Source organism: Paenibacillus sp. 01T443, from assembly GCF_056398325.1.
On the sequence record NZ_JBFTPE010000009.1, the window covers coordinates 283,497 to 296,927 of the forward strand.

The 13,431-nt window shown below is 48.8% G+C and carries 6 protein-coding genes; 4 read left to right on the plus strand and 2 right to left on the minus strand.

The window, feature by feature from the left end:
- Nucleotides 1-21 precede the first annotated feature (21 nt).
- The 3 genes from AC1DLI_RS19515 (at nucleotide 22) to AC1DLI_RS19525 (ending at nucleotide 9,664) form a co-directional block, all read left to right on the plus strand.
- Nucleotides 22-618 carry a TlpA family protein disulfide reductase gene (locus AC1DLI_RS19515; RefSeq protein WP_477605491.1) on the plus strand — a complete coding sequence of 199 codons (597 nt, stop codon included), beginning with the start codon at nucleotides 22-24 and terminating at the stop codon, nucleotides 616-618.
- Nucleotides 619-710: 92 nt separating this feature from the next.
- Entirely contained in the window at nucleotides 711-5,093 is a 4,383-nt protein-coding gene (locus AC1DLI_RS19520; RefSeq protein ID WP_477605493.1) for a beta-L-arabinofuranosidase domain-containing protein, read from the plus strand.
- 77 nt (nucleotides 5,094-5,170) lie between these two features.
- Nucleotides 5,171-9,664: a PA14 domain-containing protein gene (locus AC1DLI_RS19525; RefSeq protein WP_477605495.1), complete on the plus strand. Its 4,494-nt coding sequence runs from the start codon at nucleotides 5,171-5,173 to the stop codon at nucleotides 9,662-9,664.
- 93 nt (nucleotides 9,665-9,757) lie between these two features.
- Here AC1DLI_RS19525 and AC1DLI_RS19530 read toward each other — a convergent pair whose 3' ends face one another.
- Nucleotides 9,758-10,402, minus strand: coding sequence for a cupin domain-containing protein (locus AC1DLI_RS19530; RefSeq protein WP_477605497.1), 645 nt, complete (start codon nucleotides 10,400-10,402; stop codon nucleotides 9,758-9,760).
- A 228-nt stretch (nucleotides 10,403-10,630) separates the two neighbouring features.
- Nucleotides 10,631-11,929, minus strand: coding sequence for an alpha-galactosidase (gene melA, locus AC1DLI_RS19535; RefSeq protein ID WP_477605499.1), 1,299 nt, complete (start codon nucleotides 11,927-11,929; stop codon nucleotides 10,631-10,633).
- Nucleotides 11,930-12,078: 149 nt separating this feature from the next.
- On the opposite strand from melA, the gene AC1DLI_RS19540 reads away from it, so the two are divergent.
- Nucleotides 12,079-12,936, plus strand: a complete 858-nt coding sequence (locus AC1DLI_RS19540; protein ID WP_477605501.1) for an AraC family transcriptional regulator — start codon at nucleotides 12,079-12,081, stop codon at nucleotides 12,934-12,936.
- Nucleotides 12,937-13,431: the final 495 nt, after the last annotated feature.

The window sequence follows — 13,431 nt, forward strand, 5'->3', positions numbered from 1 at the left end:
GATGCATGAGGAGTAGATCAAATGAAAAGCTCGATTTTGATTATTGGCGTTTTTCTTCTAGCTACGGCCTTCGGTTTACTCCTAATGCTGAAATCGGATAAAACGAGCGGAACAGAAGGCGGCAAATTGAACGCTTCCGCGCTTGAGAATATATTAAGCGTGGATCAGGAAGCCGCCTTGCATCGTACAGCTACCTCCGGTGTCAAAGCGCCTGCCTTTACTTTGAAAGCTGTAAATGGAAAAACGTATACCGTTGCTGAAACAAATGACAAACCGATTGTTTTGCAATTTTGGGCCAGCTGGTGCGAGGCTTGCAGCGTAGAGGCCCCTACCTTGAAGAAGCTGCATGAGACGTTTCGGGATAAAGTCGATTTTTATGGCGTGAATTTATCTTCAGAGGAGAAGCAAGCCGATCAAATAAACGCATTCATTCAGAAAAACGAATGGGGCTTCACCAATCTGCTTGATGCTAACAAACGTGCCTCCTATTTATACGAGCTGCATGCCTTGCCTACCACATTCATCATCGATAAGGACGGTACTGTGCTGGATACATTTCATCTGATTGATCCGATGGAATTCGAGAGCAAGCTGGAAATGTTAACGGAGGGGAGGTGAGCACGGGCGACAAGGACGAAGGAGGAACGTTAAACAAAGAGTCCAATTTAACCGCTATTCATCGTGACCAAAGTTTGAGGGAGTGAAGCAAGATGAGGTTCAGCGCAAAGCTGAAAACAATGATCGTTTTACCGCTTGTTTTCACCATGTACGTAAGCTCCTTTTTGCCTGCTGTGCATGTAGAAGCATCGGCGGAGGCAGAGCCTGGATTTTTCGAGGATCATTTCAATCGGTCAATTATAAATGACAATTGGAATGTCATCGATGGAGCATGGTCAATTTCAAACGGCAAATTGACAGCAGAAAGCAGCACGGCCTCTAAAGCGCTCGTAAAACAAACGGAAATTCAGGACGGCAGCGTCGAAGCCGACATCAACTTTCCTAATCGGAACGGGGATGCAGGCTTTCTGATTCGTACGGTCAGCGCAGCGCCGGGCGCAGACAATGTGAAAGGTTATTACGCGGGCATATCCGCCCAAGGATCGGGCAGTGTATTCCTGGGACGCATGGATAACAAATGGACAGAGCTGAAGCGTGCTTCAATTGCCGTCAATCCAAATGCGGCTTATCACTTTAAAGTCAGCGCTGTAGGCTCGCAAATCAAGTTTTATGTAAACGGTGCGCTTGTTTTAGAGCAAACGGATACAACCTACGCGAAAGGTCAAGTAGGCGTTAGGCTCTATCAGTCCCAGCCGGCCTATGATAATTTACAAGTTTCCGATGATAAAGGCGAGACTTTATTCACGGATGCATTCGACACTTCCGTACCAGGATTGACTTTGCCAAATTGGCAATCCTTGCAGGGTGAATGGAAATTGCAATCGGGCGGGATCACTGTAGATGCCGGTCAGCATCAATCACTGCTCGTGAAAGAAACGGTTTTCAATGATTTTACGGTGGAGACGGATGTTAAGCTCCAGGCAGCAGCCGGTATGGCGGGACTATTATTTCGCAGTCAATCCGGCAGTCCAGGACACGAGACTGAAGGCTATTACGCCGGTCTGCGCGGAGACGGAAATCTCGTGCTTCGCCGGTTAAATGACGAATGGACCGACCTCAAGGTCGTTAAAGCCTTGGATACGGTAACGGCGAACAAATTCTATCAGTTGAAGGTCGTAACCTATGGAAACGGAATTAAAATCTATTTGGATGATATGCATAACCCGGTTCTAGAATACAGCGACGAAAGTGCGGATAAATTCACTTCCGGAGGAGTAGGCGTATGGGCGGATGAGGTTCAGCCTGTATTTGACAACTTTATCGCAAGCGACTATGCCGTCCCCGCAGAGACGTTCAAAGAGCCGGTGAAAAATAAGGACCCATTGGTGCAAACACCGTTTGTACCGCTTCCGCTTGGCTCCGTAAAGGCAGATGGCTGGCTGCTAAAGCAGCTGGAGCTTATGAAGGACGGAGCGACCGGCTATGCGGAGGATCTATACGGCGAGCTGAACACAAATTCGGAATGGCTGGGGGGAACAGCGCCAGAGTCGAACTGGGAACGCCCTATCTATTATGTGAAGGGTTTAGTCTCGCTTGCATATACGCTGGACGATCCGGAATTGATTGCGAAATCGCAAAAATGGATCAATTGGATGCTGGAGAGCCAGAAAGATGACGGTTCATTCGGTCCTGCCAGCGACAATGATTGGTGGCCGCGCATGGTCGCGATCTATGTGTTAAAGGATTATTACGAAGCGACAGACGACGAGAGGGTTCTTACCTTCCTAACTAGCTATTTCCATTATCAGCAAAACAACCTGGATCAGCGACCTTTAAGGGATTGGGGTCAAATTCGCAGCGGCGACAACTTGAATGTCGTGTTATGGCTTTATAACCGAACAGGCGATCCATTCCTGCTTCAGTTAGCCGAGAAGCTGCATAGTCAAGGCACTGATGCGACCGATGTTTTTGCTAATAATAACTTCCTAACAGCCGCTAAGAGCAACCCCGATAACTTCTACACGCAGCATACGGTCAACGTAAATCAAGCGATTAAGACACCTGCCATATATTATCAATTATCGAACAATGTAGCGGACAAAGAGGCTTTCCATGCCGGCGTCCAGCATTTGAACCAATCGCATAATCAAATTACCGGCATTAATTCCGGTACAGAAATGCTTGCCGGGCTGGCATCCACGCAAGGCGTTGAGCTTTGCGCGATCGTGGAGCGGGTACATAGCAACGCGGTTGCTGCCATGATTACCGGCGATCCGACGATCGGAGACGCGCTTGAGAAGATTACCTTCAACTCGCTGCCAGGCGCGATGAGCAAGGATATCAAGACGCATCAATATTACTCGCTTCCGAACCAAGTGCAAAGCGGGGTAACGGATCACGGTTTTAAGCAAAATTACGGTAATGGCACCGTGCAGTCCCCTTATTCGGGCTTCCCGTGCTGCCGATTCAACATGCATATGGGCTGGCCTTATTTTGTAAAGGACATGTGGGCGGGTACATCTGATGGAGGGCTTGGGGTCATCGCATACGGGCCCAGCCGCGTTTCATCCAAAATCAAAGGCGCGAATGTCACGGTGAAGGAAACGACGAATTATCCATTTGAGGATCAAATTCGCTTCACGATCGAAGAGGCGTCCGAGAGCGTGAAGTTTCCGCTTAAGCTGCGTATTCCGGATTGGACGGAAAATGCTGTTATCACGGTAAACGGACAGCCGCAAGCTGCGGTTAAATCGGGAGAGTATTTCACGATTGACCGGCAATGGGAACAAGGAGATACGGTTGTATTGACGCTGCCGATGGAATTGAAAACTTCAACTTGGGTTAACAATTCAATTGGCATCGAACGCGGACCGCTTGTTTTCTCGCTAAAAATTGAGGAGGACTGGAAAGAGAAATCTAATCCAGCACCTCAGATTAAGGAGCCCGGCTTCAAGGAATACACCATTGATGCGGAATCACCTTGGAACTATGGTTTGCTCCTTGACCGGGATAATCCAGCGGCATCGATTGAGGTTGTAACCTCTGAAATGCCAGAAAATCCATTCTTGCAGGAGACGACCCCGATTAAGCTGATCGCGAAGGGCAAACGTATTCCGGCATGGGGCAAAGCGCCGAACGGTGTCTCGGCCGCAGAGCCTCCTGTCGGCCCGGTATATTCAGCTGAGCCTACGGAGAATATCACGCTGGTGCCTTTCGGAGCTGAAAACCTGAGGGTAACGTATTTCCCTGAGGTTACGGAAGACTTAAGCGTTAAGCCGGCAAAATATGAAGCGGAGAATGCTCAGCTGTTTAAGGCGACCGCTCGCAGCAATAATGTTCATGCGTCCGGATTGAGCTACGTAGGCGGCATGGATTATGCGGACAGCTACGTTGACTTTAATCAAGTGGCGGCTCCAGCAGCAGGGACGTATAAAATGTTCATTTGGTACGGCCAAAACACCGGAAACTACCAGCCTGCAACCGCCAAAATTATTGTAAACGACGGCGAAGAACAGACGACTGAGCTCGCAGGCACGATTAATTGGGGCAGGTTCATGGCAACAAGCATAAACGTTGAGCTTAAGGAGGGGCTCAACTCGATTAAATTTATGCGGGGCACGGGACCGAATCCGGGTTTCTATGAGCTGGACTATATCGCCTTGTCCAAAGCAAGCGATACAGCCGTTGAACCATCGGATGAACCGACAGCTGCATGGACGGGGGCAACGAGCATCCCGAGCGGTGAGCAAGCCGAGCTTGTCTTAGGGGTTCGCAATGTGACGGACAGCGTATATCAGAGCGTGTACGCACAGGATGTAACGGTTACCTTTGATCCAAGCAAGTTAAGTTTCTCAGGTGCCGTCTCCTTACGGGAAGGTCTGAGCCTACTGGAGCCAAAGGTGCTGGAACCGGGCAAAATCCGGATTCTAGCATTCGGTGAAGGAGCAGGCTTGTCGCCGAACGAGGAATGGCTGAAGCTTACCTTCCAGGCCGGAATGCTGGAGGAAGCGGCAAGCACGACCGTTGCCGTAACCGACATACTGCTCGCTAACGCCGAGGGGCAGGAGCTTCGCCTTAATGCAGCGGAGCATCTCCTGCAAATTCAAGCTGCTCCTGCGGATAAATCAGTATTGAACGCGGATATTACGGCAGCGCAAGGTTTGCATGATGAAGCTGTGACAGGCACACAGCCAGGTCAATATCCAGCGGCGGTTAAGCAGCTGCTGCAAGCAGCAATAACCAAAGCGAAGCAAACAGCTGACGATGATCAGGCAACCAAAGAAGAAATCACTGCCGCTATAGCTAAGCTGAGTGAAGCAGTCAATATCTTCCGTGCAAGCGTAATCGGGCAAAATACGGGCGACGTGAACCAAGATAATAAAATTACGATTGGCGATCTGGCCATTGTGGCCTCCGCTTATGGAAAAACGAGCAGCGATCCGAATTGGGCGCTGTACCAGAAGGCTGATTTAAACCGTGATGGGAAAGTAGACATAGAGGATCTTGCTATGGTTGCAGGCCGGATTATCGACTAAACGGACCATGGAGGAAGGCACATCACTTCCTCCGCCAAATTTAAGTTTCTTATTATGAAATTTTGGAGGTTCCATTCATGTTGAAACGAAGCAAGGCAATAAGCACGCTAGTGGCATTTTCCATGTTATTTACCATGCTGGCTTCCGCTGTCTCTTTTACGCCGCGCGCTGCGGCCGCGGATGGTGCGGAAGAGCCTCAGTACCACGGCTTAAAAGCCGAATATTATACAGCAGGCGGTCCGCCTAATTTCACTTTTGGTACCTTTAAAGGCACCGGTTATGATCCGAGTCTGGATATATCTAATCTTGAGCCGTCTATCAAAATGTATACAGGTCAAGAGAACCGTGTCGGCATCAGATGGACCGGATTTATTCAACCTGAATTCACCGAAAATTATACCTTTTATATTTCCGGCGACAATGGCTTCCGCCTCTGGATCGACGATAAGCTTACGATTGATCACTGGATAGCTGACTGGGACAAAGAACAAACTTCGCTTCCGGTTGCTTTGACCGCTGGCCAGAAACACAAAATTAAGCTGGAGCTATTTGAGGATAACGGCGGCTCGAATGTGCATTTGCGCTGGTCCAGCCCAAGCGTCACGAAGGAAGCCGTACCGACGGAAGCCTTTTATTTGCCGGACGGCTTTGCGCCAGGCGGTACTATTCTCGAGGACGGCCTCAGCGCAGAGCTTCCATTTGAGGAATCGCTTAAGCCCGTTACTTCCGAATTCATTAAGCATTTGCAGGTGAATATCTCGACGGGCAGTCTGGCTATCGACTCGGCGGCTTTGAAGGCAGGCGATGATAAGGTTGTCGTTGTAAACTTCAAGGAAGCGGTCTATTCCAAGGACGTTGGCAATGTAAAAGCGGTTTACGACGGTCAAGGCGGCCTGGAAACGCTGGCAGGTGCAGTCGTGGCTAGCTTCGATAAACCGTTGCTAAACGGTTCGAAATATCAAATCATGTCGCCGTGGGCGGATGACGTGGATAAAGAAAATGTACTTCCTGAATATCCTAGGCCTCAATTAGTGCGCGAGGATTGGGTGAATTTGAATGGGGAGTGGGAGTTCCAAGCAGCGAAAAAAGGAGAAGCGATTCCGTCGGGCAAATCGCTGGAAGAGAAGATTCTCGTACCGTTTGCTGCCGAAGCGAAGCTCTCGGGCATCAATCGCGTAGAGGACTTGATGTGGTATAAACGCAGCTTTTCGGTTCCGGAGAACTGGGACGGCCAGCGCGTGAAGCTTAATTTTGGGGCGGTCGACTATTTGGCAACGGTGTACGTGAATGGTCAATTGGCAGGAAACCACAAGGGCGGCTACACCTCGTTCAGCTTCGATATTACGGATTATCTTGTGCCAGGCGATAATGAACTGATCGTCCATGTGCTTGATGAGACAGATATGGGCGCGGATCAAGCGGTCGGCAAGCAAACGGTGAAAAAGCTTGGCGGTATTTGGTACACCTCCGTTTCGGGCATCTGGCAGACGGTATGGCTGGAGCCGGTTGCCGAAGCGCATATCGATAAGCTGGATATGTCGACGGACATTCAAAACGGTGTTTTGAAATTAAACGCAGCCGGCAGCGGCATCCAAGGTCAAACGATTGAAGCTGTCGCGATGGCGAATGGGGAAGTCGTCGGAACCGCAGCCGGTGCGGTTGGCACAGAAATAGCGGTACCCGTACCGAACGCTAGATTATGGTCTCCTGATGATCCATTCCTCTATGATTTAAAGGTTTACTTGAAGGATGGCGAGCAAACCGTAGACGAGGTAACGAGCTACTTTGGTATGAGAGAAATTAAGCTGGGCAATGTAGACGGCATTACCCGTCCGCTGTTGAATGGGAAGTTCGTGTTTCAAATGGGGCCGCTTGACCAAGGCTTCTGGCCGGATGGCATCTATACGGCTCCAACGGATGAAGCTCTAAAATTTGATATCGAAACGGTTAAACGCGTAGGCATGAATACGATTCGTAAGCATATTAAAGTGGAGCCTGCCCGCTGGTATTATTGGGCGGATAAGCTTGGCGTGCTCGTATGGCAGGATATGCCGAGTTTAGAAGACCGCCAGGGCAACAGGGGCTCGGATATTACGGCAGATACGAAGACGCAGTGGTTTAAGGAGTACAAAGAGATGGTTGACCAGCTTCGCAGCGTGACATCGATTATTGTTTGGACGGTGTTTAATGAAGGCTGGGGGCAATTCGACCAAGGCGGACAGCAGACAAGGGATGCTACCAGCTATGTGAAAAGTCTTGACTCGACTCGTCTTGTGAACAGCACGAGCGGCTGGTGGGATGCAGGCGCGGGCGATTTGCTAGATATGCATCGTTATCCTGATCCAGGCGCACCAAGCCCAAGCGATACAAGAGCGGCTGTTCTGGGCGAATACGGCGGTTTAGGCCTGCATGTACCTGGGCATGAGTGGAGTCCGCTCGTCTTTTCATACCAACTGATGAACAGCAAAGAACAGCTGACTTCGACTTACATCACGTATATCAATAAGGTGAAGCAGCTGAAGGAAACAGGATTAAGCGCTGCGATTTATACGCAAATCACGGATGTGGAATATGAAATTAACGGCTTGATGTCATACGACCGCAAAGTTGAGAAGATGGACTTTGACCGCATAGCGGCAGCCCATCGCGATCTTATCGGCACAGCTACAAAAGCGGATCTGCTCGCAGAAATCGCTGCTTCTGAAGCATTATCAAGCAAAGCGAAAGTTGGCGAAGGAGCGGGAGAGTATAAGCAGGACGTTGTGGATGCCTTCCAAGTGCTGATTGATTATGCCAAAGCGACAGTTCAGAACGAGAACGCTGTACCCGCCGATATCCAAAATGACTTAAAGGCGCTTCAAGCCGGACGCGTCCAATTTTTCACCAACGTAAACGATCCGATTCCGGCAGGCTCATCGGTTGATTCGTTTGATGCAGCGGTGTTAGATTCCGCGTGGTCGGTCTTTAAAGCGGATAATTCCAAATGGTCACTGACGCGTAAACCAGGATTTCTAAGCTTGGATACGTCAGCAGGAGATACCTATCAAACGTCAAATAATCTGCCGAACATATTCCTTAAAGACGCACCGGCAGGGGATTTCGTTATTACGGCCAAAGTCGATGCTCCCGTACGGAAAAACTTCCAGCAGGCAGGACTTTTCATTTGGCAAAATGAAGACAATTACTTCAAGTTTGGCCATGTCTGGGATACAGAGGGTGCTACCGGTAAAAGTCTCGAAACCGCTTATGAGAAAAATGCGGTCTATGTCAAAGCGACAAATATGGTGAAGCATCCCGGCTACGATACCTCGTATTTACAAATCAGAAAGATCGGAAATGTTGTAACTACTTTCTATTGGGATGGGACGGCTTGGAAGCAGGCAGCTGACCCAATGACCGTAAGACTAAGCAATCTGAAGATTGGGTTTTACGGTCTGTCCGCAGGAGATCAAGGCTCCATTCAGGCTAATTTTGATTACTTCTCAGTTGGACCTGTCGCAGTGGCGGATAAGGCAGCACTCCAAGCTGCCGTTGCGGCCGCTGAAGGGCAGCTAGCCGCTGCCGTAATTGGCCCCGAGCCCGGCCAATATCCGCAAGAGGCAAAGGATGCATTTGCAGCCGCAATTGCTGAAGCTAAAACGGTGGCAGCCGATGCGGGAGCGGTTCAAGCGACCGTTGATGCCGCTGTGACAGCTTTGAATCAAGCTTCAGAAGCGTTCGCCGCATCAGCCCAGCCAGCTGCAGACGAACCGACTGTAACGATTGCCGGCGCAGCACAGGTTAAAGCAGGTCAAACCTTCGATGTGACCATAGGTTTGTCCAATATTGAAGCCGAGAAATTCCAGACGCTGTATGCTCAAATGCTGATCGTAAGCTTCGATCCTACGAAATTGGCATTTGCGGAGGCGACATCCTTAAAGCAAGGGTTTGGCATTCTTGAACAGAAAATGCTTGAGCCAGGAAAGGTTCGCATCATTGCAGCAGGCCAAGGAAATGGCGTGGATGCGAACTCTGAATGGCTGAAGCTGCGCTTCTTGGCTAATGTAACGGGAACGCCAAGTACTGCAGCAATCACCCTAAGCGGTGTTGAAGCGGCGAACGGTGAAGGCGAAGAGCTAAAAGTAGAAGGTGCTTCACACAGCGTACAAATCAGTGCCCAAGTCGATATGACGGGTCTGAATCATTCGATTACAGCAGCAGAAGCGATCTACAATAGTGCTGTAGTTGGCAATCAGCCTGGACAATATCCAGCAGCTGCGAAAGCGGCCTTTGCTGCGGCGATTGCGAAAGCGAAAGAGGTTGCAGTCAACCCGAACGCGAGCGACATTCAGGTAAATGAAGCGATTGCTGCGTTAAGTGCTGCCGTAACTGTATTCCAAGCTTCCGTGTTATCTGGCGATATTAACAATGATCAGAAGATAACGATCGGCGATCTTGGTATCTTAGCGGCTGCCTACGGTAAAACAAGCGCAGATCCAAACTGGTCGCAGTATAAGAAATCTGATCTCAATGCAGACGGCAAAATCGATATCGAGGATATCGCGATGCTTGCAAGATGGATTCTTGGGTAATTCTTAATCATTGCAGTTTTAACAGTGCGACAATAAAACAGGTGACCGGCAGCGATAGGGCTGCTGATCACCTGTTTTTGTAGAACCGCGTTTTCAGTATTGCTGTATGCGATGATGATGGCCATATTTCTGGTTCGCTGCCTGATGCTCGACAGGGGCTTGATTAACCGATTGCTTTTGGGCCGTTTGAACATGAACGGGATTGTAGCTGCAGCCGTTCGGCGGTCCCAAAACGACGGTGTCTGTTAACGGAGCAAGCGTATTTTTTAATTTAGCTTCATCCAGGCAATAGGTATAGGCCAGCACATTGGTAGGGGTTAAACGCAAAATGTCAGATCCGTAAATAACATCAGGAACCGGGGCATCGAAGATCGCCAGAAGATGCGTGTTGTCGAGCGTAGCGATTTCGTAATGCCACCATCCCTGCGGTATGTTGACGACTTGACCGGGTACTACATTGAAATGGAGGAGCTGATTGGTAAATGGATTGATGAGAGAGATCTCTGATGCGCCAGAAATACAGTATACAAGCTCCGCGGCATTTTGATGGTAATGCGGCTCTATGACGTTTCCTTTGCTGAGGAAAATATCGAGCAGCGATAAATTGGTCAAAGTGTTTAGCTGTTTAACGGATAATAAATTTAAGTAGTTGTAAGCATCTTTTTTGAAAATCGGATTGCTGTTTACATCGAATGCAAATTGCGTCCCCGGGGACGTGTAGTCCATATATGAATTCATGCGAATGGTATGCTCCTTTTAGATAAGGTGATTGAATTCTCATGAAAATAGAGTATGTGTTTGCCTAGTTCGGTGTGAGTATATTTACAAATTAAAAACAGCCGTTCCAAGCAAATGATTGCTTGGGAACGGCTGTTTATTTTAAAGAATAAAGATAATATAAATTTTAACCTTATAAGACACTAATTTTTCACTGCGAAATATCCTTGACGGCGAAGCAGTCTACGCTTATTTATAGCTAGGCAGCCAGCTGCCATGCGCTTCGATGAGATCATCGCAAAGGGAGACGATATCATCCATAGACAGTTCGGCTGAGGTATGAGGATCCAGCAGCGCTGCGTGATAAATATGATCGCGTTTGCCTGTAATGGCAGCTTCGATCGTGAGCAGCTGTGTATTAATGTTTGTGCGGTTTAATGCAGCCAGCTGCGGCGGCAGGTCGCCGACATAAGTAGGCGTGACGCCGTTAGCATCCACGAGGCACGGCACCTCAACGCAGGCTTCCTTCGGCAGGTTAGTAATCAAGCCCGTATTCATCACATTGCCGCCGATTTTGAACGGATTGTTCGTTTCAATGGCTTCCAGAATATAGGAAGCATATTCATGGCTGCGGCAGTGCTCGAGATTGCTGTCGGTTACGAGCGAGTCGCGCATTGATTTCCAGCCTTCGATTTGATTCACGCAGCGGCGCGGATATTCATCAAGCGGGATATTGAAGCGTTCAATAAGGTCCGGATAATTGCGTTTAATGAAATACGGATGATATTCCGCGTTATGCTCGGAGGACTCGGTAATATAGTAGCCGAATTTGAGCATGAGCTCATAGCGGACCATATCATGATGTTTTTCCTTCTGCTTCTCGGCAGCGCGCCTTTTAATTTCCGGATAAAGATCGACGCCGTCTTTGCTCGCTTCAAGCAGCCACGCCATATGGTTGATGCCTGCGATTTTGTATTTAACGCCAGTTGGATCAAGATCCAAATGTTCGAATAAATGCGGAACGCAAACCTGCACGCTATGGCATAACCCTACTGTTTTTACGCCGCCGTAGGTGTTCATCACATTGGTTAGAACAGCCATCGGATTGGTGTAATTCAGGAATAAGGCATCCGGGCAAACCTCGTTAATATCGCGGGCGAAATCGAGCATAACGGGAATGGTGCGAAGGTTGCGGAAAATACCGCCGATGCCTACGGTATCCGCTATCGTTTGGCGCAAGCCGTATTTTTTGGGGATTTCAAAATCGGTAATCGTACAAGGATCGTAGCCGCCTACTTGAATGGCATTTACAATGTATTTGGCTCCGCGAAGCGCTTCTTTCCGATCGGAGTAAGCTTTAATCTGACAAGTGCTTCCGCTTGTTTTTTGGATATTGAGCAGCATCTGCTCGGAATCATGGAGACGCTCCCCATCAATATCAAATAAAGCGATTTCAAAGCCTTGAAGGGCAGGCGTCTGCATGACATCACCAAGGATATTTTTGGCGAAAACGGTGCTTCCTGCTCCGATAAAAGTAATTTTGGACATTTGACAATGGCCTCCTATTAAGTGAATGCTGGACTCCTTTAGTATAAAGAGGCTATCCATAAATGGGTATGGAAGGAAGGGAGGTTTATATGGAGAAATGTAGCATCATTTAGTAAAATGAGTAGAGCTGGTTTAATGGAGGTGCAGCCATGGAAACACATCAGAGTTTCTCGCTCAGTCTAAATAGAGCTCCGCTAAAGGGAGAAATGTCTGTCTTATTCAGCGGAAAAGGAAGACCGGTTGGCGGCCATTTTATTGGCCCTGCCGTTCATGATTATTTTTTAATTCATATCGTTTTGGACGGGGAGGGGACTTTCGAGACGTTGGGAAAAGCATATCCATGCAAGGCTGGCGATGCTTTCGTCATTTTCCCGGATATATTGGTTAAATATGAAGCAAGCGTAAGCCGCCCTTGGTCGTATATGTGGGTGGCCTTCTCGGGCGAGATCGTAGAGTCGGCGCTCAGCTCGATCGGCATTACGCCTGATTTTTCAGTCATTAAGGGCTGTTCATTGCCTGTCATGCAAAAGCTGTTCAGAAGCATTAGAAAAAGCATGGAGAAAACGAATGTGCCTGCGCTTGGAAATATGGAGGCATCGGGCTGGCTCAGGCTACTGCTGCATGAGCTTGGAAGCATGTATCCTACTGGAAACAGCGCAGGGAGCGCTCCGGAGTCTCATTCGTACCGTCAAATTGACCAAGCCGTCCGTCTCATGTCTCTCCAATACGGACAGCAGCTGTCCATAGAAGGAATCGCTCGAACGCTCGGCTATCACCGCGCTCATCTGACTAGACTTTTCAAAGAAGCGACCGGCCTCCCGCCGATGCAGTTTTTATATAAAGTACGGATGAAGAAAGCGGAGGAGCTGCTGGAGGGGGAGCTAACGATCGCCCAAATTGCGGCTTCCGTAGGCTACAATGACCCATTGTTTTTTACGAAACAATTCCACAAATGGAGCGGCCAATCGCCTACGGATTTTCGAAGAGCGCTTCGTAGAAAAGAGTAAGTGCGGCGCTGCATCTGCAACAGCATCGTTGAAGCTGCATCACAGTGGCTCGGCCGTTGAGTGAGCTACAATGCACTTTATACAATGTATCTTCACCCAAACGTGCTTTTGTTCGGCTACAGTGTACTTTGTACAGCAGAAATGATCATTTCTAGCTCGGAAGGGTTGTTAGAGGCAGATACTGCTGTATTTTCTGCAATGTAGCTCCGCGGTTGAGTAACATTGATAGGTTTCTGTTGTATTTTCTGCAACGCAGGCAAGATGCTGCTCGATACTTGAAGAGTAGGTGAGGCGCTGCAGCGAAATCACAGTGGCTCTGTCGTTGAGTGAGCTACAATGCACTTTACGGTTAGACCCCTTAATTCCGGAGTGCTGCCAACCAAATAAACAAATTACGTAGCCAAGCTTGTTATTTGGCCTATTTACATGGCTTTATGGAACATACTTTGGTCCTCCAGCGTCATGACCCAATCAGAGAACTTCGCTGGAGGCATC

Coding starts and splice junctions, on each gene's coding strand:
- AC1DLI_RS19515 (WP_477605491.1), top strand. CDS start 22: ATGAAAAGCTCGATTTTGATTATTGGCGTTTTTCTTCTAGCTACGGCC.
- AC1DLI_RS19520 (WP_477605493.1), top strand. CDS start 711: ATGAGGTTCAGCGCAAAGCTGAAAACAATGATCGTTTTACCGCTTGTT.
- AC1DLI_RS19525 (WP_477605495.1), top strand. CDS start 5,171: ATGTTGAAACGAAGCAAGGCAATAAGCACGCTAGTGGCATTTTCCATG.
- AC1DLI_RS19530 (WP_477605497.1), bottom strand. CDS start 10,402: ATGAATTCATATATGGACTACACGTCCCCGGGGACGCAATTTGCATTC.
- melA (WP_477605499.1), bottom strand. CDS start 11,929: ATGTCCAAAATTACTTTTATCGGAGCAGGAAGCACCGTTTTCGCCAAA.
- AC1DLI_RS19540 (WP_477605501.1), top strand. CDS start 12,079: ATGGAAACACATCAGAGTTTCTCGCTCAGTCTAAATAGAGCTCCGCTA.